Genomic DNA, 22,318 nt, shown 5'->3' on the forward strand with positions numbered 1-22,318 from the left:
CCCCGCGATGATCGCCACGGTGGCGGCTGCGTTGATCGGGGTCGGGATCGCACTGGCCGTACTCGGGTTCATGCCTGTGCCGGAGGCCACGTCGAAGCCGCGGCGCACCCACGCCACCGGCACGGGCACACGCGTGTCGCGGGCCACGTGGATCAAGCTGGGCGTCGGCGCCGTCATCGGGTTGGTGGCCGGGCTGCTCACCGGATGGGTGATCCTCATCGTGGTGGTGCCGGCCGCGCTCGTCGGGTTGCCGTACCTGCTGGGCAGCGGGGCGGATCAGGCCGGCATCAAACGGCTCGATGCGCTGGAGGAGTGGACCCGGTCCCTCTCAGGTGTGCTGGGGGCCGGTGTGAGCCTGGAACAGGCGATCGTCGCGTCGCAGGCCTCGGCCCCGGCAGCCATCCAGACACAGGTCAACACCCTGGTGGCCAGGTTGCGGTCGCGGATGAGCAGCGAGGAGGCCCTGCGACGATTCGCCCAGGATCTGGGCGACACCACCGCCGACAAGATCGTGTGCGCCCTCATCCTGGGTGCACGGCGGCGCAACATCGGCCTGACCCGGATCCTGGAAGACCTCGCTGAGTCGGTGGCCGAAGACGTGGCCGCTCGCCGGATGGTGCAAGCGGAGCGTGCCCGGCAGACCACCACCGTGCGCTACGTGACCTTGATCACGGTGGTGGTGTTCGGCGGGTTCCTGCTCCTGGGTGGGGCCTACGTCGCGCCCTACGGCACCCCGCTCGGGCAGCCGATTCTGGCCCTGCTGCTGGCCTGCTACGTCGGGGTGCTGGTGTGGCTGCGGAAAATGAACCGCGCTGAGCCCCTGCCGCGACTCTTGGAGAGGGTTCAGTCATGACGGAGCTGCAGTTGGCGTTGATCGCGGGAACCCTGCTGGCAGCCGGCCCCGTGGTGTTGATCATGCGGTACGCGCCGCGGCACCCCGCGCTGGGCGCCTATCTGGAGTTGGCGGGCAGCAGCGCCGGTGTCAACAACCCCACCGCCACCGGCGGGGGTGTGGTGGGGCAGACGGCGGAGGATCGGCTCGGGTTCTGGCTGCAGCGCCGCCTTGGGGCCCGGATTCAGGTGCCCCAGGCGGAACTGGAGATGCTGCGCATCCCACCGCACCGGTTCCTGGCGCAGAAGGCCACCTTCGCCGCGGTCGGGTTGATGCTGCCCACCGTCATGTCGGTGCTGCTGTATCTGCTGGGTGTGCCGATGCCGATCGGGATCCCGGTGGTGGGCAGCCTGCTGCTGGCCGTGGTGCTGAGCTTCATCCCCGACTACAACGTGCGCGACAACGCGCGGAAGGCGCGAGCCGAGTTCACCTACGTGTTGGGCTCCTACATGGACCTGGTGGCGATGGAACGTCGCGCCGGCACATCCCCGAGGCAGGCGCTCGAGGACGCCGCCGAAGTGGCCGACTCGTGGGTGTTTCAACGGCTCGCCGAAGAACTGACCCACTCACGGCTCTCCGGGGTGGCCCCCTGGGAACGGCTCGGCGCCTTGGGGGAGCGGTACATGGTCACCGAACTCACCGAGCTCGGCCACATCATGCGCATCGCCGGCACCGAATCAGCCGGCGTCTACGAAACCCTCAAGCAGCGATCCAAGGCCATGCGCAAAGCACACCTCGCCCGCGAGCTGACCGCAGCCAACGAAACCTCCACCAAGCGAAGCGCCCCCATCGCCTTGCTGGGGTTGGTGTTCCTCGCACTGCTGGTGGTACCGGCCCTGCTCGCGATGCTCACCATGAACTGACACCCACGCATCCCCGTTGCCGCTACGCCTCATAGCTGGGTGAACACCTCGCAAGGCAAGATCTGCCAAGTAAACAGCGGTCACCTGTCACACCTGGGTGCCGAAACTGGCCCTCTCGAAGGAGAAGGCCCAACCTTGAAAGGACCTCAACTATGAATGCACTCCACTGGCTGATCGGCGTCATGATCGCCGCCCCCGCCGTGCTGCGAGCCAAGAAGCAGCGAGGCGACATCACGCTGCAGCAGGTGATCTGGGCCGCCGGTATCGCCGTGGCAGCCGTCGCCGTCATCGCAGCGATCGTCGCCATCATCAACGGCTACGTCGCGAAGATCCCCGTCTAGAACAGATTCCTGTGTCTCGGCGGCGGTGCGCACCAGGTCGGCAGCGCGGGTCGGTCACCATCGAGATGGTGATCCTGTTTCCGGTGCTGCTGATCATGCTGTTCGGAGCCGTCCAGGCAGGTCTGTATTTCCACGCCCGCAACGTCGCGATGTCAGCCGCCCAGGAAGGCGCCCGAGTCGCAGCAGCCTATGACTCCACCACCGGTCGTGGCGCAGCCGCCGCCCGCGAATTCGCCACCGCGGCCGGCGCCCGCAACGTGTCGGTGTCCGCGTCCTCGACGGCCACCACCACCACCGTGATGGTCACGGTCGACTCACCCAACCTCCTCGACTTCCTGATCCCCGACATGCCGATCCACCAGAGCGCCACCATGCCGCTGGAGAGGATCACCTGACATGCGCCCCCTCGTCCGCGATCAGCGAGGATCAGCCACCTTGGAGCTGGTCATCGTGATCCCCGCCACCCTGCTGATCCTCAGCGCCATCATCATGGCCGGCAGGCTCGCGCTGGCCCACCAAGCCATCCAAGCCGTCGCCTACGACGCTGCCCGCGCAGCCTCCGTGGCCCGCGACCGCAGCACCGCTGCCAGTGACGCCGCCCGGGTCGCCGGATTCTCCCTGGCCTCCAACGGGTTGTCCTGCACCAGCAACAGCACCGACGTCGACACCTCCGGATTCACCGCCGCCGTCGGACAGGCCGCCGCAGTGAGCGTGGCAGTCACCTGCGTCGTCGGCCTCGGCGACCTGTCGCTGCCCGGCATCCCCGGCACAGTGACCCTGACCGCCGACGCAGCCAGCCCCATCGACACCTACCGGGAACGCTGATGCGCCGCCGCCGGAACGAGCGCGGGTCGGTCACGCTGTGGGCAGTGATCATCACCACCGCCGTGCTGATGATCATGGGCCTGGTCGTCGACGGCGGGGCGCAGCTGCGCGCCACCCAGCGAGCCGATCAGGTCGCCAGGGAAGCAGCCCGCGCAGCCGGGCAGGCCGTCTCCGGCGACCCCATCCTGGGCCGCCCCGGCCTCGTCGACGTCACCCGCGGCCGCCAGGCCGCCACCGCCTACCTCGCCGCCGCCGGGGTGGCCGGCGACATCACCGTCACCAGTGCCACCATCACCGTCACCACCCGGGTGGTGTTCACCCCCGTGATGCTCTCCGCGATCGGTGTCGGCAGCATCACCGTCACCGGTCGCGCCGAAGCCGAAGCCAAGCAGGTCTACCAAGGAACGACACGATGATGAACTTCACCCGCCGAATCCTCGGAGTCCTCGCCCTCCTAGTCCTGACCGGCCTGCTGGCCGGCGTCCCCCTGCTGCTGTGGTGGATCACCGCACCACTCCTGCCCACCGGCCTGCCCTCACTCACCCAAATCCTCGCCGCCCTCACCGCCCGCGACGACGGCACCCTGATCTCGGTGATCCTCACGATCATCGCCTGGCTCGCCTGGCTCTACCTCACCATCGCCCTGCTGGTCGAGATCTGGGCAGCCATCCGCCGCGTACCCGCCCCCCGCATGCCAGGCTTCGCGCTCCCACAAGGAGCAGCCAGCCGCCTCGTCGGCGCCGCCATGCTCGCCTTCATCGCCGCCCCCGCCCTCGCCGGCACCGCCAACGCCGACACCACCACCCCACAACCCATCACCACCACCTCGGTCACCGCGACCACCCCCACCGACGCCGCCGACACCGGCACCCCGGCCCCGGCCGCAGCGGCGGCCGCCAGGGCCACCGCGACCCACACCGTGGGCCCCGGCGACTCGCTGTACAGCCTGGCGGCGACCTACCTAGGCGACGGCGACCGCTGGCCCGAGATCTTCGAACAGAACCGCGGCATTACGCAGGCCAACGGCGCCCGCCTCGCCGACCCCGATCTGATCGTCGACGGCACCCACCTGACCATCACCCTCGACACCCCCGCCGCTGCTGTTGCGTCGTCGGCGGAGACCATCACCCACACCGTCGGCCCCGACGATTCGCTCTACGACATCGCCGAAACACACCTCGGCGACGGCGATCGCTACATGGAGATCTTCGACGACAACCAAGGCATCACCCAGGCCAACGGCGCCCGCCTCACCGACCCCGACCTGATCGTCAACGGCACCCAACTCACCATCACCCCCGACACCCCCCAACCCCCCACCCTGGATCCCACGCCAGCGGAAGCGGCAGAGCCGCCAGCCGTCACCCCTTCGACGCCGGACGCGGCAACCCCAGCCGAGGACACCGCCGCCCCCACGCCACCCGCCGACCAGACCCCCAGCACACCGCCGACCACCCCGGCACAAGACCCCACCACCCCCAGCCGGGCACAGGCCGACCCGCGGCGTGCCGCCGCGGAACCGGTCATCACCGACACCATCGACCAAGACGACACCGACAACATGGTTGGTGTGCGGGCCTCCTTCGGGGTCGGCGCCTTGGCCGCCAGCGGTGTCGTCGGGCTGATCGCCTCCCGCCGGTTCTTCCAGCGCCGACAACGCGCCCGCGGCGCACAGCTGGCCATGCCCGAAGGCGCCGCCGCGGCCGTCGAATTCGAGCTCCGCGCCGTGCAGAACCCGCTGGCCATCGAGGAGGTCGACCTCGCGCTGCGCGGACTCGCCCAGCACTGCCGAGACACCAACACGGCGCTGCCCGAGATCCGCGTCGCCCGCCTCACCGGCACCACCTTCGAGATCTACACCCAGGAACCCGAACAGCTCCCCGCGCCCTGGATCGGCACCGCCTCCGGGATGCTGTGGTCCTACCACTCCGACGACGACACCCAGCTCGACCGCGACGCCCTCGCCGAGATCCCCGCGCCCTACCCCTCACTGGTGTGCCTCGGCCAGGACCTCGAAGACGCCCACATCCTGGCCGACCTCGAGGCAGTGGGATCCATCAACGTCGACGGCGACCCCGCCGACGCCGAAGAGATCCTGGCAGCGATGGCCATCGAACTGGCCACCTCCAGCTGGGCCGACGACCTGACCGTCACCATCGTCGGCGCCTTCCCCGAAATGGAAGACGTCCTCAAAACCGGCCGCATCCGCTACCTGCCCACCGTCGGACGCCTGTTCGACGACCTGCAACGCCGCGCCCAAAGCGATCGCCTCGCCATGCAGCTCGACGACGCACCCGACCTCCACCACGCCCGCGTCACCGCCGTAGCCCCCTCCACCTGGTTCCCCGAAGTGGTCATGCTCACCCAGCCACTCACCCCCACCCAGCAACACCAACTCGAAGGACTGCTCACCGAACTGCCCCGCGTCGCGATCGCCTCCGTCGCGATCGGCACCACAGCAGGGGAGTGGACCATCAACCTCCACGACCAGAACAACGTCATCCTCGAACCCCTCGGCCTGGCCCTCATCCCGCAACGCATCACCACCGAGGGCTACCGACGCGTCCTCGAAGTCGTCGACGTCGCCAACCACGCCCAACCCATCCACAACGAAACCAGCCCCGACATCATCGACACCCTCCTCGACGATGCCACCGACTGGCTCCACCACCACACCAACCCCGATGCCCCCGCCGACCAGCCCACAGCCCCCGAACCCACCGACCTCCACCAGGACGACCACACCACCCAGACCGGGCACACCACCCCCGTGGAGGCGGCGAACTCCCAGCAGGCTGCCGCCGCGGACCCCGCTGCACCGATCCTGGGGCCTGTCGCCGGCACCCCCTACCTGAAGGTGCTTGGCACCGTCGAACTGGAAGGCGCCGACGGCGTTGTTGAACCCAACCGGGCCGCACGGCTCACCGAGTACCTGGCCTACCTGGCTTTGACTGAAGACGCGATCACAGCGCGCAGCATCGACGACGCGATCTGGCCGAACCGGAGCAAGGAGAACAACTCCACCACCCGGGATCCCGCCACGTCACGTCTGCGGAAGTGGCTGGGCACCATGGCCGACGGGCAGCTGCGCCTCGACGTCAACACCTTCCAACTCACCGGTGTCGACTGCGACTGGCACCAGTTCGAAGCTGCCACCCGCGCCCCGCTGACCAAAATCAGCACCGAGCAGCTCGCCGCCGCGATCAGCCTGGTCCGCGGCACACCATTCAAGAGCGCAGCAGTGCGGAACCTCTACTACGCCTGGGCCGAACCGATCCAACAGAAGATGATCTCCAGGATCGTCGACGTCTGCTACGAACTGGCACTGCGGCAGCTGGTCGACGAAGAGTGGCTCGCCTGCGAACACACGCTGGCCACCGGCATCGACATCGAACCAGGCGATGAACAACTGTGGCGGATGCGGATCCTGGCCGCCTACGCCCGCCACAACCGCGGAGCCGTCAACGAAGCCACCAGCCGCCTGTTCGCCCAGCTGGAAGGCTTCGACTGCCCACCCGAACCCGAAACCACCGACTTCCTTCGCCGACTCGACGAGGGCGCGACTGTGACCGACCTGATGGAGATGATCTAGAGATGAACCCACGACGTCTAGCCATTACTGCCTTGACCGCGGGCATCCTCCTCGCCGGCTGCACCCCCGACACCCAACCCACACAGACCCCCAGCACCAGCCCCTCGGCGGTCACATCCAGCGCGGCCCCGACACCCAGCCCGTCCCCGACCGTATCCCCGTCCCCGACGGTGGTCGAGTCGTTCCCCGACACCCCAACCGACGAGTCACCGGTACAGGCCGAGATCCGCGCAGCCTGGGAGGAATACAACAGGGTCAAGGACAAGTTCGCCCGCGACCCCGAACTGAACGATCTGACCGAGATCCAATACGTCACCACCGGCCAGGAAGCCACAGACGCAGTCACTGGAATCGTGCAGCTACGTCACGACAACCTGATGCGCAAAGGCACTGTGATCTTCCGTGACGCGGTGATCTCTGAGCCGACCACCAACACCGATGGGGTCACGACGTCAGAGATCAACTACTGCTTCGACCCAGCTCATCTGCAGACCGTTGACGTCGACACCGGCCAGCCGGGCGAGAACGTCATCCAGCCCGATCAGACCATGAAGGTCAAGGTCATCATGGAGCAGATGCCCGACGGCAGCTGGCGGGCGGCACTGTCCGAGACGGAGCTCGCGAAGTGCTGAAGCGGCTACTGGCAGCGATCTCGCTAGTCATCCTCCTCAGCGTTGTCTGGGTGCCGTCCGCCTCCGCCTGCCCTACCCAAGTCTGCAACGACTATGGGTCCTGCCGGGTTGAGGAATGCGGCCCCGGGGAAGGTGGCGGCGGCAGTGGTCAACCCGATGACCAGGGCGGGGGCCGCGGAGGCGAGGAGGCCACCACGTGCTCCTACCAAGGCGTCAAGATCAACTGCTCCACCGCCGCCGGCACCTGGAGCAACGCAGTAGGCGCCTGGTGCAAGCCGGCCAGTCCGCAACCTCCGCTCACCCACGTGAACTGGGGCGGCCACACCGATGGCGCCATCTACGACTGCTCCCCGCCCACATCCAACCGCGCTGACCCCGACTTCGGCCTCGCCTTCCAACGATGGCTACCCGCAGCACCAGATCTCCCGCCCCCGGACCCAGAAGTACTCGCCTGGCGAGCCCTGGCCCGAGTCAACCTGCAACCCATCGACATGGGCATCGCGCCCGAGTCCCTCGCCACCAACGCCAACTCCCTCGGCGCGGTCGGGCTTCCAGTGTGGCTGTGGGCCGACAACACCAGCCCCAACACCACAGGCCCCATCACCGACTCAGCCTCCGAACGCGGCTACACCGTGACCATTACCGCCCGGTTGAAGAACATCACTTGGAACCTCGGCGACGGCACCCCCGCGATCCAATGCGGCATCGGCCAACGGTTCGACCCGCGCACCATGGGGCCACAGACCCCCGTGGTCTGCGGACGGCAAGCTGGCTACAGCAAGCAGGGTGAGTACACCATCACCGCCACTTCTAACTGGGAGGTGGCATGGACCGGCATCGGCCAGTCCGGAGTCATCCCGTACCAGCGTGAAACCAGCGGCACAGTCAGAATCGGAGAGATCCAAGTCGTGGTGAAGTGAGCAGAGTCACCCGCGAGTATCGTCGTGGTGACTCTGTGCCTCACTTTGGGCTTCATCCCGATCCGTATGCCATGTCCCAGACCAGGAGCATTCGGCACAGTCGGGCTGCCATTGGCCGTAACCAGCGCTCAAGTCGATTGCTAGCACCACCGAGTGCCCGCGCGGGACGTCACAGGTTTGGATGTTGTGGCCGGAACCACCGCATCGAGAGCAGGCCATCGTTCCCCCTGATGACTAGTTGAGATGTTCGTATGACGACGATCCTATCGCCGTGGTAAATCGGGGGACACGACGTACAGCCCTGCAGCTGAAGGGAGCCGACGCCTAGGCGTCCAGGGCAGGCGCGCCAGAGACTGGGTTCGGAGGCGTGGAGGTTAGTTCGATGAGGCGGCGGAGGGCAAACAGTTGAATCATCGCAGCAGACTTCGCCGCAGCCACGAACACGTGGTCGTTTGCCGTCACCACCAGTTGGACACCGCCAGGGATCTTCACCACCTGGGACTTGTCGCTGGCGGCCATCAACGCGTAGGTGTGGCCGTGTTGGAGTCCCGAAAGTTGACGCCACGTGGCCACCAATGAGTATCGGATACCTGCGTCAAACTTGGCCAATGAGCGAAGTCTTGGGATCTCCTCCACAAGATTTGGAAGGCGATTAAGGTCACCGACCTTAGCTCGGAAGTAGCTGGCCTCTTGACTGTAGGTGGCAAGAACTTCTGAGTTGCGCTCGGCCAACCGCAAGTCGATCTCTGGAGTGGTGAAGCCCGTGGCCTGCATCGCCTCGACCCAGTTCTTTCGCTCGCGATGGTCAGCGAGCTCGATCTGTAAGCCGCGCCGTCGCCGGCCGTAGCCTTCGATGGGATCGAGAACCCACAGCGCATGGAAGGCCGTCTCGAAGGCTGGTCGGATGAGGTTCCATGGTGCGTGCGAGGTGATGCCGATCTTCTTGACCACCTCCTCGAACATCAACTGGTTGTCCTGAGCGGCAGCGAGTAGCCCCGAAACTGTCATGTATGTCCGAAGGCCCGCAACTTGGGACTCGTCGAGTCGGCGTGAGGAAAAGAGAGTGGAATCAGTCCGATAACGCTCTTCAGCGATCGCTAACTCGTCGTAACGTCGGCGCAGTGCGGCCCATAACTCAGGGAGTGATTCCAGGTCCGAGGTGCTGATGGAGGGGTCTGCCACCCTCGCATCGTGCCACGGAGCTCCCGAAAGCTGCTGGTGGGCTACTGCATGAGTCGAATTCTGTGCCTGGAACGGCCGCGACTACTGGGACGTTCCCGTCCTCGATCCTGTCGCGGGTTGGGCAAGGTTCTGGGCAAGGGGGTCTGAGTTGAGTTGGTGATGCCAACTCAACCGAAAGGGCCTACCCGTGCTGGTTTTCCGTTCGCATGACTCTGTTCCCGATGCCGTCACGTCGCCGACCTTGCGTGGTCTGGCGCAGGAGTGGGTGGCGGTCAACGCCACCGCTGAGTACCACCGTCAGGTCGCGCAGATGGGGATCTCGGGGTGTAGAAGGCCTGGTGATGTCCTTGATCTGATTGATCGGTCCACTAGCGAGGTCGCCAACGAGCTGCTGTACAACCTGGTCGTTCACGACAGCTACCTGTCTTCGAGGATGGTGTTGCAGGCGCTGCTGCCTCGTGTGCTCAACATCGCCTGCGGCCGTGTCGTCTACTCGGGCACCCTCGACGATCACATCCAGTCCCTGATCAGTGATGTGTGGGAGGCGATCGCCATCTATCCGGAGCATTGCACGAGGTACGTCGCTCTCAACCTCACCCGCCGCCGCGGTTTCGTCAAGGAGACCGATGACCGCTGCATCCCGGTGGCAGAGGTCTACGACCTGGTCGATCCAATGCCCGCCGCAGATGACGCCGGGCTGGAGCTGAGCCTGATCTTGGAGGCCGGCCTCAGTGATGGCGCTGTGTCCGCTGATGACGTTGATCTGCTGTTGGAGGTCTACATCCAGGGTTGGAGTGCCGGCGAGGCGGCTGAACGCCGCGATGTGAGTGCGGCGGTGATCCGGAAGCGGTGCGAGCGGACCCGCACCCGGTTGGCGAAGTCTGCTGCTGCGCTGGCCTGACCAGCGTTCTCTCATGGTCCTGTCACAGGTGCGCCTGCTGGTTGGCCCTCTCAAGGTGAGGTGAAGGAGAAGGGAGTGGAGATGGACGGCATCGACCGCAGGACCCGCTGTCGAGTGGGGGAGTTGGCATCGAGCCCGCTCGACGTCGCGGCCGCTGCAGAGATCCGTGCCGTCATCGCCACAGCCCTGCATAGAACCTCACCCAAGTCCGGCGGGACCCCCCGATCCCGGTCCCGCCGGACTGCACGAAAGGACACCACGGCATGAAGCTCCTCAACACCCGCAAGGCCGTAGGTCAAGCCCCCGTCGAGGACCAGGCCCCGGTCAAGATCGCAGCATCGAACTGGACCCGGGGCCAGCAGCTGGCAACCAGCGCCGCCCGCGTGGTGTTGTGGGGGCTTGTCGCCTGCGCACCTCTCGGGGTTGCCGTCGGAGCGGTCGCGCTGACAGCCGCGACCCGTCCGGCCGCTGAGTCTGCGGCCGCTGCAACGCCCGAACCCGACGGCCGGAGCGAGGCCACCGGAGTCGCGGAACACGCAGTGACCACCTGGCTGGAGGCGACCCGCTCAGGCAACCCGCAGCACGACGGGTTGGCGCCGGCGGCGGACCTGCCCACCAAGGCGCTGGAGGTGTCTGACCCGGGTGCGGTCGAATCACGGTGGGAGGACGGCGCCTGGGTCGTGACAGTCGGGGTGACGGTGACCAGCACGACTCCTGCCACCGATCAGATCAGTGAGCCGGTGACCGTTGCGCGGCGCCGGTACTTCCAGGTCCCGGTCGCCGTCGATGCAGCCGGTCAGGTGAGCGTGTTGACGCTGCCCGCGGAGGTGGCAGGTCCGACGCTGACCCCGGCCCCCAGTAGCGGCTACCGCTCCACGGTGCCGCCGGCCCACCCAGCGTCCGTGGCGGCGGGGGACTTCCTTGCCGCTCTGCTGGCCGGCGCCGGGGACATCACCCGCTACACCGCGCCGGGAGCTGAGATCCGGGCGGTGACCCCCGCGCCGTACATCGAGGTGATCGTCGAATCCGTGGCGGCCGCCGATGCGCCGTCGGAGGATCCAGTCGAGGGGGCGACCGTGGTGTTGCTGGTGCGGGCACGAGCCCAAGACGCCACCGGCGCCGTGACCCGCTTCGACTACGTGCTGTCGATGGCGGTGCGCTCATCGCGGTGGGAGATCACCCAGATCAAAGGCGCACCGCAACCAGAGGAGGAGGTGTCAGCCGCTGACTCTGCCCCCAGCGTCTCGTCCACCAACCAGTAACCCCGAACACATTGTCCGTTTCTAGAAAGGACCAACCATGTTTCCTTCAGCTGGCGTCTTCGATTTCGTCAACGGTCTCGCGGCCGAACTCAAGTCCACTGTCACCGTCGCTGTGGTGGCGTTGGCGATCACGTTCATCGTGGTCAACGCGATCGCCTCCAAGCTGTCGGTGGCCAAGATCGTCGGTGCGCTGGTCACCGCCGGCATCCTCATCGCCGGCGTGCTGGGCATCGAGGGCATCGCGAGCATGTTCACCACCGAACTCACCTAGAGGCTCGTGATGGCGTTGAAGTGGTACACGAGGGCACGCAAGTTCCCTCAGCTGATCGGTAGAACACCGGATGGCACACGCATCCCCGGCGGCCCCTACACCTACACGCAGGTGGCCGCCGGGGTGGTGACCGCCGTCGTTCTGGCGCAGACCACCTGGCTCTGGGCCCACGGCGGCCTGATCCTCAACGCCACCATCTTCATCAGCGCCACCATCGGCGCAGTGTTCGCCGCCGGAAAGCTGACACCCGGGATACGGAACCCGATCGTCCTGGCATCCGGCGCCCTCAACCTCATGAGCAGCGGCTACCGCCTCAACGGAACAGCAATCAAAGACCCGAAGCCCAACACCGCCACAACAGCAGGACCCGTGACCGTCTTCATCCCCGCCCCACAACTCGCGAAACCCACCACTGCACCCCTCACCGAACCGGTCGCCGTGCCCGCACCGATCCCCGTCCTACCTGCCACTGAGCCTCGACCGGTGCCGGGTCCGGCGCTGAGCTCCGTGCAGAGGCTGCTCCTAGGAGAAGCATCATGAAGATCCCCACCGTTGCCCTCTACGACAACCTGCGGTTCACCACCACGGGCCAGGTGTGGGCAGATTTCCTGCTGACCGGGGTGAACTACGGTCTGCGGGCCCCCGACGAGAAGGAACGGGTGCGGCTCCTGCACCAGGCGTTGCTGCGCTCGTTGCCGGGGGAGTCGCTGATGCTGGGGCTGTGCTCGACGCTGGATCCCCACCAGGTCGTCGACCGGATGCTCAACGGACTAGACCCCGCTCAGTGCCCCGAGTGGGTCGCCGAATGCGAAGCCACGCTCGACACGATCGAGCAGCTGCGCCCCGGCTACCGGATCTTCTGGCTGTCGGTCCCGCTCGCCAACGACGGCACCACCCTCTCCTCAGCCTGGAAGGCAGCCCGCAGCAACATCGAGGCCACCCTCGGTCTTCCAGTGGGGAAGCCCTCACCTGAGCAACTGAAGGCCGCCGGGATGAAAGCCAGGCAGGTGGCCGAGTCGATCCCGGCACCCTTCCACCCGATCCCCGCCACACCGGCGCAGATGGTGTGGCTGCACCAACACATGATCGACCGCGGCCTCTACCTCGACGGACTCCTCCCCACCCCCGGCCCGAGCACGGTGGCGAAACGCCGCTCCGCGTTACCGGCTCCGCTGTTGGATGAGGGGGGCCGCACCGACGACGAGAAGAAGAGGACGGGCGTGAACCCGTTGAGGCGCCGCTACCTGAAGGTCCAGTCCCCGGCCCCGGGCGATGAGGACGCCGCCTCCTACCAGGCGATGCTGATGGTGGCCGACGTCCCCGACGGTGAGCTGCCGTTCCCCGGCGGGGAGATGCTGGGCCGCCTCGACGAGTGCGGTCTGGCGGTCGACTGGGCCATGCGACTCACCGTGCGGTCCTCGAGCGAGGTGCTGCGCTCCAACCAGCGGGCCCTCGAAACCTTGAATGAGCAGTTCAACCAGCGCGAAGGGGAACTGTCCCACGGCGTCTCGGCGCTCGACCGGCACGCTGGCGATCTCAGCGAGTACGCCGCGCTGATGGAAAGCAACAAGCTCGAAGTCGAATGCCAGGCCACGTTCATCCTCTCCGTGGCCGCAGCCGACCCCGACGACGTGCGCGCCCAGGCCAAGGCTCTGGCCAGCTGGTTCAGCGAGGCCGGCTACAAATTGGCGCAGCCGGTCGGGTATCAGCAGGAGATGTGGTGGCAGACCCATCCTGGGGTGCCCACCTCAGCGTTGACCCGTGAGTACGCGCAGTTGACGACCTCGGAGGCGTTGTCGGCCATGGTGCCGTTGTCGACCGCGCATGTCGGTGACAGTGCCGGCACGCTGCTGGCGATCAACATCAACAACGGTCCCATGCTCGACGAGGACACCCCGTGTGGCTCGGCACCGCTGATCTTCCACAACCCCGATGGCGCCACCGACCGCAACGTGTCGGGTTCCACCGCCTACATCGGAGATCTCGGCTCCGGGAAGTCGTTCGCGTTGAAGAAGGAGGCCGGCGCCATCCTCGATCGCGGCGGCCGCGTCATCGTGACCGACCGCACCAACATGGGGGAGTGGGCAGTGTGGGCTGAAGCGTTGACGGACCCCCGCATCGTCGACGTGTCGCAGCCGGCCTGGTCGCTGGACCCGTTGCGGATCTTCGACCCCGCCACCGGCTCGCGCGTCGCCCAATCGTTCCTCACCCCCCTGCTCGACATTGCCCCCACCTCCGAGCAGGGCGTGTTGCTCTCCGAAGTCCTCGAAGTCGACTACCTCACCCGCCACAACATCGTCGGGTTCGGGTCGCTCGTCGACCATCTCGCCGACCGGTGCACCATCACCGGCGCCAAGGATCTGGCCCGGCTGATCCGCGTGTTCAGCCGCAAGGATCTCGGCCGTGTGGTCTTTGACGACACGCTGCCGGCCCTCAACCTGGACCATCCGGCCATCGTGGTGCGCACCCACCAACTGACGTTGCCTAAACGCTCCGAACTCGACCACGAACACCTGTTCCGACAGATGGGGCTGGAGAAACTGTTCGGACGTGCCGTGTTCGCCCTGATCACTGCGATCGCGAAACACGAGTGTTTCCGTGACCGCGACCAGCTCGCCGCGTTCGTCGTCGACGAAGCCCACGCCGTGACCAGCTCCACCGAAGGCACCAACGAACTGGTCGACTTCATCCGCGACGGCCGCAAGCACCGCGCCGTGGTCTACCTCGGCTCCCACGACCCGGATGAGGACTTCCCCTCCGAGACGATGCGAGGCCTGATCCCCTTCCGGGTGCTGATGCGACACAAGGACAAGACCTTGGCGCAGAACGGGCTGCGATGGCTCGACCTGGACCCCAACGACCCGGCCCTGATCGAGCTGATCACCAAAGACACCTCACCGCAGCTCGGTGACGAAGTGCCCGTCCATCGCCGCGGCGAATGCCTGATCCGGGACGCCTCCGGCGCCGTCGGCCGCGCCCGGATCCTCCCACCCGCCTTGACCAGCCGCGACCAGGCCGCCCGCACCGGCGGCCGCCGAGACCTCGCCGCATGACCCCAACTCAGCCCCGACGACGGCGACGATGGGTGCAGGTTTTGATCCGCACCCTCATCGCCGCCACGGTGTTGACGCTCATCGGCAACGTCGCGTTCGTGGCCGCCGACAGCGACGGCAACCCCCTGGGCCAAACCATCCCGGCGCTGTCCTGGATCCAGCTGGCCGACCACAAAGGCATCAGCCTGTGGAACTACGAGCTGACGATCAACTACCACAGCGACATCTTCAACGCCGGCGCGATGATCTCCGCCCTGTTCACCGAGATCCTGTGGCGCGGCTACCTCGGCTGCGCCGCCGTCGCGATCTGGTTCATCGACTGGGTGGTGTCGTTCGAGTGGCTGGACATCATCACCACCCCCCTGATGGCCATCGGTGACGCGCTCCTCGACGTGATCAGCCGCCTCGGGCTGGCGCCGGCGTTCCTCACCGTCGCCGCCCTGGCCGGCGCCATCTTCGTCATGCGCGGCAAGATCGCCCGCGGCATCTACGAGATGGCCATCGGCGCCCTGGTGGTGGCCCTGTCAGCAACAGTGCTCAGCAACCCGATCGCACTGGTCGCCGGCCCTGACGGCTGGATCTACCAGGCCAGAGACCACACCCTCGAACTGGTCGCCGCCATGGGAGACCAAGCAGAAACCGACCCCAACGCCATCACCTCCGAACTGATCACCACCTTCATCCGCCAGCCCGTCCAACTGGTCTCGTTCGGGCAGATCCTGGACGGCACCGCCTGCGAAACCGTCTACGACGACGCCGTCCTAGGCGGGCCCTACGGCTACGACAACAATGTGCGAGAGGCCGTCGCCGCCTGCAACGAAGACGCCGGCACCTACGCCGAGAACCCCAGCGGCGGCATGGTGACCTCCGTGTTCCTCCAATCACCGGCCGGCCTCGTGGTGCTGCTGATCGCCATCCTCATCGGCGGCACCGTGATGCTCTCCCTCGTCTCGACGATCCTGGCCTCACTGAAAGCCATCATCAACCTGGTGCTGGCCGTCCTCCCCGGCGGAGCCAGACGACCCCTCGGTCACGCGTTCGCCGAGATGTTCATCGGCATCGCCACCTTCGTCTTCGCCATGTTCTTCCTCGGCACCTACCTGATGGTGATCCAGGCCGTGTTCCGCGCCCACGAAGGCCAACCCTCCAAAGCGTTCCTCATCACCCTCATCGTCATGATCCTCGGCCTGATCGCCTTCCTGCGCTACCGCAAAGCCCTCAAAGCCGCCACCAACCGACTCACCGACTGGATGACCCAACGTCCCGGCGCCGGCTCCCCGCGACCCCTCGCCCCGGCCGGACAGGGCGCCCACTGGATGAAAGCTGCAGGACTCTACGGCGCCGGCAAAGCCTTGGCCTCACCCCAAGGCCGCACCGCCTTGAAGAACACCGCCGCCGTCGGGGCAGCCGCACTGACCGGCAACCCCGCCCTGGCCAGCCGGGTCTTGCTCAACCACGCAGCAACCAAGAAGGCCAAGACGGTCCTCGGCAACGCCGCCACGCCCCCGCCACCACGCGCCGGGGAGCCCGACGGATATCTGGCCTTCTCCGGCAGAGCCGCCCCCCGCCCCCGAACAACCACAACCCCAACCGCAGCAAGCAGCAGTGCTCAGACGGCCGGGGACGACACCGTCCTCGACGGGGTGATCGTCGACCCCTCATCCGGAGTTAACCGGTTAATTCACGCTGAATCACCCCAGCAGCCACGACTGCCCATGCGACGCGTCCCCGTCCTCCCCCCACCACACACCCGACCCGCCAGCCTGCGCCCGACACCGCCCCGCCCCGAACTGCCACCGCCCCCCACCGCCGGGGGCGACGCCCCCCAGCCGCCGTCCCCGCCGTCGCGCCCGACCCCGCCCCGGAAGCCGGCCGCACCGCTGCACACCACACGACGGCCACAGCACGAGCCGCCGCCACGCACCACCCCCGCGTCCTCGGCGCCGAGTAGTAGGCAGACGCGGGCGCTGCGACGCAGCGGGCAGCGGCGGCCGCGATGACGAAGTGGATCGCCCTCACCGTGGGGGTGCTGCTCCTGGCCGGTGTGGGGATCCCGGTGATGATGGTCATGGTCATGGCCACGATGATCGGCGGCGCCCAGCAGCAGGTCAGCGCCGCCAACGCATCGCTGTGTTCGGCCAGCTGGCAGGGCGACGGCATCACCGAAGCTGACCTGACCTCGCAGCAGCTCGACGCCGCAGCCACCATCTACGCGGCCGCCCTCGACAGCGGTCTCGGCGCGGCCGCGGCGATCGTGGGGATCGCCACCGCGGCACAGGAATCCAACCTCGGCGCCGATCCGCGCACCCTCACCCCCAACGGTGACGGCGACGTCGGCCTGTTCCAACAGCGCAGCCTCGTCGGCTGGTACGCCAACGGAGCCACCCAGGCAGACAACATCGCCACCCTCAACGACCACGCCTACGCGGCCCGCACCTTCTTCCTCGGCAATACCACCACCACCGGCTATCACATCCCCGGCCTGGCCGACATCGACGGCTGGCAGGACATGCCGGTCACCCAGGCCGCCCAAGCTGTGCAGCGCTCCGCGTTCCCTGACGCCTACGCCCAACACGAAGCCCTCGCCCGCGCCCTGGCCCAGCGGCTCGCCGGCGGGGCAGCCGGCCAGATCCTGTGCGCCGGCAGCATCGGAGGCACCTTGGACTGCCCGGCCACCGGGATGAGGACAGAAGCAGGACTCCAACCCGATGCCCTGCGCGGCCTGCGCTGCATCAAGCAGAACTGGCCCCAGATCACGGTCATCGGTGGCACCCGACACGACCCCGACTCCGACCATCACGTCGGCAACGCCATCGACCCGATGATCCCCGACTACCTCAGCCCCGCAGGGATCGCGCTCGGCACCGACATCGCCGAATGGGCCCGCACCAACGCCGAAGGCCTCGGCGTGACCTACATCATCTGGCGCAAGAAACTGTGGTCAACCGGGCGAGCCGACGAAGGGTGGCGAACCTGCGGGGTCACCGCATCCTGCTACTCCGGCACCGACCCCTCCGCCGCCCACCTGGACCACGTCCACATCAGCTTCCACGGCGACATGGGCACCGGCAACCCAGCCAGCATCGGCGCAGCCGTCGGCGGCATCTCTCTGCCCATCGACCGCGGCAGCTACCGCCTCACCGCCCGCTACAACCAGGCCGGGAAAGCATGGGCCTCCGGCTTCCACACCGGCCTCGACTTCGCCGCCCCCGAAGGCACCCTCCTGCGCTCCATCACCGCCGGCACCGTCACCACCACCTCATGGCACTCGGCCTACGGGAACCTCACCCAGATCACCGCCGACGACGGCACCGTCTTCTACTACGCCCACCAACTGCGCCGAACAGTCAGCCAAGGCCAACGAGTCACCGCCGGCCAACCCATCGGTGCCGTCGGCAACACCGGCAACTCCTACGGTGCACACCTCCACCTCGAGGTCCGCATCGGCGGCCGCACCCTGGACCCCGAAACCTGGCTCTCCACGCGAGGAGCAACCCCATGAACATCAAACCCGCGCTCGCCATCGTGACCGCCCTGATCATCGCCGGCATCCTCCTCGGCGACAGACCCACCACCCCGACGACATCCGCGGCCCCACCACCCCACACCAGCCGCCCCCAGCCGGCCACCCCGCGCCAGCACGACGCCGCCGTCGAAGGCGATGGATTCCACGCACCCGACCAGCCCCCGGTGGAGACCCCCAGCTACGACGGGGGAGAAGACCCCACCTGGACACTGCCTGCAGAAGACCAGCTGCGCGCCGTCAGCGCTGCCGGCCAGTTCATCGACGGGTGGCTCCAACCAGACCCAACCCTCCGAACCCAGATGCTCCGACCCGTCGCCGCAGAAGCCCTCATCGCCGACCTGGCCGGTGACGACCTCCGGATCTGGACCACGACCGCCACAGGCGGCCCGCAGATCGTGGAGCTGGCATCCACCAACGCGCTGCTCCGGCAACCCCTCACCGACGGCCGATCCGTGGACCTACTCCTGACCGCCGAACCCGGCAGCCTGCACGGGTGGATAGTCACCGACATCGCCCCTGCAACCGGCCGCTGAAACCGCGCTACATTGTGTCGCTAGCGCGCAACACCGGGCCTAGAGTGAAGCCATGACAGAGACAGTCGAACACGACGGCGTGGGCTGGCGGATGGTCATCGCCGAAGGCCGAGACCACCTGACGCTGACCATCGAGCAGCAGCTCGACCACGACTGGCTCCCCACCCAACGCTGGCATGAACCCGCCCCAGAGCCGCGGCACCGCAAGCAGGCCATCACCGAGTCAGCCCGCGCCCACGGATGGATCACCCCTGCGGAACGCTGGCCCCGCACCCGCAAAGACGGCACCCTCATCCTGGAAGACCTGTTCCCGTACGACTGGGAACGCATACTGCGAGACGCCACCCGACTCCGGGAAGAAGCCCTCGCCCACGCCGCGCAGATCGACCGGGCCTGGCGCCTCACCATCAACGCCGCCGGCACCACCGGCGGTATGCGCATCCACGAGCTCGCCGAGATCTCCGGCCGCGGCCGCCACGCCATCTACCGGATGCGCACCGACGACCTCGGCGCCGACGACACCGCGCTGCTCACCGAGATCCGCACCGTCAAGGACCACGCGTGACCCCCCAGCGCCCCGCACCGGTCAGACCACCAGATGAAGCGATCATCTGGCTCGACTACACCACCGGCCAAGGCCTTGACCCCGCAGGCCAAGCCATCTCACCGATCATCGCCGGCCGCCGCAAAACCCCCACCCTGTTCGACCTCCTCGAAACAGCCCGCTACGCCCGCGCCACCCGCATCATGCTCTGCGGAAACCTGCCCACCGGCTCCGCGTGGCTGCTGCCCACCCAAGCCCAGATCGCCAAAGGCACCGACCCCACCCCCGGCTGGACCGACATCGGCCACTACCTCGACACCCCACCACGCGGCCGCTTCCGCCACACCGAAACCCAACACCGCATCACCGTCACCACCACCGCCGAATGGTTCGGCGACACAGCGCTCACACCCATCGAAGCCGAGTTCGCCTACAAGACCCTCACCCGAGTCATCGCCCACGCCATCGACCGCCCCGACTGGGGCCTCATGCGCAGCCCCTCCGCCACCGGACTCAACATCTGGAAGCAACGCTTCGACGGAGTCCGCGACTTCCTCATGGAACCCATCGACCCCGACATCGGCCACCTCATCCAATCCACCGAACCCCAGCACCGCTTCGAGCACTACGTCGCTGGCCCCGGCCTATGCAGCTGCGGCGACTGCGTCGCCCTCATCACCAACACCGACGAAGACATGCCCGGCTTCGCCTACGCCGACGGCCGCTTCATGTACCACGGCGTCACCCGCGGCCTCACCGGATCCGCACCCGCCACCATGCTCACCGCCACCCAAGCCCAAGAACTCTTCGACCGCGACCAATACCACCCCGCCCGCTACAAGATCCGCTACACCATCAGCGACTGGTGGGACCACATCGGCCTGTTCCCCATCAAACTCGAAGGCGCCGGCCGCGGCTGGCACTGGCCCAACCGCCCAGGATTCACCGGCGAAACCTGGATCAACTCCATGGAACTCCGCACAGCCCGTCTCGACAGCGACTGGAACATCGAGATCCTCGAAGGCATCGCCTTCACCAAGAAATCCAACGTCATCGAACCATTCGCCAACGCCATCGCCTCCATGCTCAACGGCCTCGACACCGGACTGGCACGCGGCGCCATCGGCCCCGGCTCCCACGCCGCCGCCTCCTCCGCCATCAAACACATGTTCCGCGTCACCATCGGCTCCTTCTCCCGCCGATCCCGCACCACCACCCGCTTCGCGCCCACCTTCGAGCAGGTCGCCACCAACGCCGTCGGCCGCGTCCAGCCCGCCCCCAACGGCGGCTTCGTCTACCAGGTCCCGTCCAAGGGCCGACCCGACGACGCCGAAACCTGGCACCCCGAGATCGCCGCACTGGTGTGGGGAGCTGCCCGCACCCGCGTGCTCCGCGACCCACGCCCCAGGAAATCCTCAGCACTCTACGGCGCTCTGCAGATCGAACCCTCACAGCTGATCGGCATCCAAGGCGACGCCATCTACACCACCCACATCCAGCCCTGGACCCTCCCCGAAGCCCGCGGCGGAGCCGACGACGGAGCCAATGGCCGCATCCGACTCAAGGGCTACCTCCCCGGACCGATCAAGCCCCCACAGACCATCGACGTGCGCCAGCAGCTCTCCAACAGCGCCGAACAAGCCGGCTGGGAAGGCTAACCAGTGGCCACCTCCCAAGAGCTCATCCTCGAGCTCCGCGCCCAAGGCTTCTCCAACGCCGAGATCGGCCGCAGACTCGGCCGTGACAGCTCGCTGATCGGCCAGATCGCCAAGGGCGCCAAACCCGGCGCGAACCTGCAGCAGGCCCTCACCGAGCTCGTGTCCGGCGGCGAGGTGAAGACCCCACCGTTCCGCCGCACATCCTCCGACGGGACCCTGGCGAAAGTCCGCGCCACCAAAGGCCACGAATCAGTGGTGCCGCCAGCACCACGCGGCCAGCGGATCCGAACCGTCACGAAGTCGACAGCGCAACCCAAGACGCTGCCCAAGAGACGCCCCACAGGCCAACGCAACCTGCTGTCACACCAGGCGAACCGGCTCCCCAACGGGCGCGAGCTGCATCGCGTCACCGTTCCCAAGACAGACCGCGCCCGCAACCGCTCCGCCGGCTCGAAAGTCATCGCCGACGTCGTCGCCCGCGCCGCCGCCGCAGGCCGCCGGATCTCAGGCACAGTGTGGGCAGAGGTACAACGCAAGGACGGCACCAGAGACCGCATCCCAGTCCAGATCGGTGGGCACGGCGGCTACAGCGCCCAATCAATCCACGACTCAATCCAGCACAACCCCGACGCTGCATTCGAATGGGTCGACGGACAGATCCAAGGCCGCTACCCCGAATTCGAAGGCGGATTCACCGTCGTCGCATTCGACCTGGACGTCTGGTGACACATCCTCCGCCCCCCACACCCTGCCCAGGCACACACCCCTACGGATCGGGAACAGGGGCGAAACTGGCCTGGTGGGCGACCCGCCACCAACTCCAGAAACCCATCATCACCATCCTGGCCGGCACCGTCGCCTTGGCCACGGCAGCGATCGCCTGGCCGCTGGGAGCTTTGTCCACGGCCAGCCTCATCCTCCTAGGACTGGCGACGTTCTACGGCGCAGTCGCAGCCACTACCGTCGCAGCGCATCTGATCACGCTGCGCCACTGGGCGCGTCACGGCTGGCTGGTTGGGTACTTCACCGCCGACGCCTCCCAATTGGTGCACCCCGAGGACGGAGTGTGGGTGCTGAGTGAACACCATGCCCGGCGTCGCGGCCGCGGTCACGGTGCGCAGCTACGGGCCCTGCTGTGGCCCCACCTCATGGGTGAGGCGGATCGACTCGACGCTGCTGTTCGCATGGCTACCAGGGTGCCGATGCTGGCAGATCAGTACCGGGCAGAGATCCCGGGGCTAGTCGTGGATCGGGTTGAGGCTGGTGTGGTGCACCTGATGCGCCAGTCCGCGTGAGAGCCGCGCTGCTCTTCACACCAGCAGG

General features: G+C 67.3%; 22 protein-coding genes. 21 read left to right on the plus strand and 1 reads right to left on the minus strand.

The genetic code is table 11. The features are described from left to right. The first annotated feature begins 7 nt into the window (after positions 1-7). The 9 genes from H5398_RS15590 (at position 8) to H5398_RS15630 (ending at position 8,065) form a co-directional block, all read left to right on the plus strand. Positions 8-853 (plus strand): type II secretion system F family protein, encoded by an 846-nt coding sequence (locus tag H5398_RS15590; RefSeq protein WP_255443807.1) that lies wholly within the window; start codon positions 8-10, stop codon positions 851-853. Further along, complete coding sequence (locus H5398_RS15595; protein ID WP_182800697.1) at positions 850-1,755, plus strand: type II secretion system F family protein; 906 nt, start codon at positions 850-852, stop codon at positions 1,753-1,755. The genes H5398_RS15590 and H5398_RS15595 overlap by 4 nt, the downstream gene beginning before the upstream one ends. A gap of 152 nt (positions 1,756-1,907) precedes the next feature. After that, a complete protein-coding gene (locus H5398_RS15600; protein WP_182800698.1) occupies positions 1,908-2,096 on the plus strand; it encodes a hypothetical protein in 189 nt (62 codons plus the stop codon). Positions 2,097-2,107: 11 nt separating this feature from the next. Next, complete coding sequence (locus tag H5398_RS15605) at positions 2,108-2,491, plus strand: TadE family protein (RefSeq protein WP_370586152.1); 384 nt, start codon at positions 2,108-2,110, stop codon at positions 2,489-2,491. A 1-nt stretch (position 2,492) separates the two neighbouring features. Then, positions 2,493-2,921, plus strand: coding sequence for a TadE/TadG family type IV pilus assembly protein (locus tag H5398_RS15610; protein WP_182800700.1), 429 nt, complete (start codon positions 2,493-2,495; stop codon positions 2,919-2,921). Further along, positions 2,921-3,337, plus strand: coding sequence for a TadE family protein (locus tag H5398_RS15615; protein ID WP_182800701.1), 417 nt, complete (start codon positions 2,921-2,923; stop codon positions 3,335-3,337). Before H5398_RS15610 ends, H5398_RS15615 begins: the two co-directional genes overlap by 1 nt. Next, positions 3,334-6,513, plus strand: coding sequence for a LysM peptidoglycan-binding domain-containing protein (locus H5398_RS15620; RefSeq protein ID WP_182800702.1), 3,180 nt, complete (start codon positions 3,334-3,336; stop codon positions 6,511-6,513). The genes H5398_RS15615 and H5398_RS15620 overlap by 4 nt, the downstream gene beginning before the upstream one ends. 2 nt (positions 6,514-6,515) lie before the next feature. Continuing rightward, the gene (locus tag H5398_RS15625) at positions 6,516-7,145 is read left to right on the plus strand and encodes a hypothetical protein (protein ID WP_182800703.1); all 630 of its coding nucleotides are present in this window, start codon (positions 6,516-6,518) and stop codon (positions 7,143-7,145) included. After that, on the plus strand, positions 7,139-8,065 hold the full coding sequence (locus tag H5398_RS15630; RefSeq protein ID WP_182800704.1) for a hypothetical protein: 927 nt from the start codon (positions 7,139-7,141) through the stop codon (positions 8,063-8,065). The genes H5398_RS15625 and H5398_RS15630 overlap by 7 nt, the downstream gene beginning before the upstream one ends. A 324-nt stretch (positions 8,066-8,389) precedes the next feature. Here H5398_RS15630 and H5398_RS15635 read toward each other — a convergent pair whose 3' ends face one another. Further along, positions 8,390-9,247: a hypothetical protein gene (locus H5398_RS15635; protein WP_182800705.1), complete on the minus strand. Its 858-nt coding sequence runs from the start codon at positions 9,245-9,247 to the stop codon at positions 8,390-8,392. A 187-nt stretch (positions 9,248-9,434) separates the two neighbouring features. Between H5398_RS15635 and H5398_RS15640 the strand changes: the two genes are divergently transcribed. The 12 genes from H5398_RS15640 to H5398_RS15695 all read left to right on the plus strand — a co-directional run bounded on the left by H5398_RS15640 (position 9,435) and on the right by H5398_RS15695 (position 22,290). Further along, the gene (locus H5398_RS15640) at positions 9,435-10,148 is read left to right on the plus strand and encodes a hypothetical protein (protein WP_182800706.1); all 714 of its coding nucleotides are present in this window, start codon (positions 9,435-9,437) and stop codon (positions 10,146-10,148) included. Positions 10,149-10,411: 263 nt separating this feature from the next. Beyond that, the gene (locus H5398_RS15645) at positions 10,412-11,410 is read left to right on the plus strand and encodes a conjugal transfer protein (protein ID WP_182800707.1); all 999 of its coding nucleotides are present in this window, start codon (positions 10,412-10,414) and stop codon (positions 11,408-11,410) included. A gap of 37 nt (positions 11,411-11,447) precedes the next feature. After that, positions 11,448-11,681, plus strand: a complete 234-nt coding sequence (locus H5398_RS15650; RefSeq protein WP_182800708.1) for a hypothetical protein — start codon at positions 11,448-11,450, stop codon at positions 11,679-11,681. Between the two features lie 9 nt (positions 11,682-11,690). Next, a complete protein-coding gene (locus H5398_RS15655) occupies positions 11,691-12,221 on the plus strand; it encodes a hypothetical protein (protein ID WP_182800726.1) in 531 nt (176 codons plus the stop codon). Next, positions 12,218-14,734, plus strand: coding sequence for an ATP-binding protein (locus tag H5398_RS15660; RefSeq protein WP_182800709.1), 2,517 nt, complete (start codon positions 12,218-12,220; stop codon positions 14,732-14,734). The genes H5398_RS15655 and H5398_RS15660 overlap by 4 nt, the downstream gene beginning before the upstream one ends. Then, on the plus strand, positions 14,731-16,734 hold the full coding sequence (locus H5398_RS15665) for a hypothetical protein (RefSeq protein WP_182800710.1): 2,004 nt from the start codon (positions 14,731-14,733) through the stop codon (positions 16,732-16,734). Before H5398_RS15660 ends, H5398_RS15665 begins: the two co-directional genes overlap by 4 nt. After that, positions 16,731-18,236: a M23 family metallopeptidase gene (locus H5398_RS15670; RefSeq protein WP_182800711.1), complete on the plus strand. Its 1,506-nt coding sequence runs from the start codon at positions 16,731-16,733 to the stop codon at positions 18,234-18,236. Before H5398_RS15665 ends, H5398_RS15670 begins: the two co-directional genes overlap by 4 nt. Continuing rightward, on the plus strand, positions 18,233-18,793 hold the full coding sequence (locus tag H5398_RS15675; protein WP_182800712.1) for a hypothetical protein: 561 nt from the start codon (positions 18,233-18,235) through the stop codon (positions 18,791-18,793). The genes H5398_RS15670 and H5398_RS15675 overlap by 4 nt, the downstream gene beginning before the upstream one ends. Before the next feature lie 52 nt (positions 18,794-18,845). Further along, positions 18,846-19,358, plus strand: coding sequence for a hypothetical protein (locus H5398_RS15680; protein WP_182800713.1), 513 nt, complete (start codon positions 18,846-18,848; stop codon positions 19,356-19,358). Next, positions 19,355-20,995 carry a hypothetical protein gene (locus H5398_RS15685; RefSeq protein ID WP_182800714.1) on the plus strand — a complete coding sequence of 547 codons (1,641 nt, stop codon included), beginning with the start codon at positions 19,355-19,357 and terminating at the stop codon, positions 20,993-20,995. Before H5398_RS15680 ends, H5398_RS15685 begins: the two co-directional genes overlap by 4 nt. Before the next feature lie 3 nt (positions 20,996-20,998). Then, entirely contained in the window at positions 20,999-21,721 is a 723-nt protein-coding gene (locus H5398_RS15690) for a helix-turn-helix domain-containing protein (RefSeq protein WP_182800715.1), read from the plus strand. Next, the gene (locus tag H5398_RS15695) at positions 21,718-22,290 is read left to right on the plus strand and encodes a hypothetical protein (protein ID WP_182800716.1); all 573 of its coding nucleotides are present in this window, start codon (positions 21,718-21,720) and stop codon (positions 22,288-22,290) included. Before H5398_RS15690 ends, H5398_RS15695 begins: the two co-directional genes overlap by 4 nt. The last annotated feature ends 28 nt before the right edge of the window (positions 22,291-22,318 follow it).

It is taken from the genome of Tessaracoccus sp. MC1679, assembly GCF_014164775.1.
Taxonomy (GTDB): domain Bacteria; phylum Actinomycetota; class Actinomycetes; order Propionibacteriales; family Propionibacteriaceae; genus Arachnia.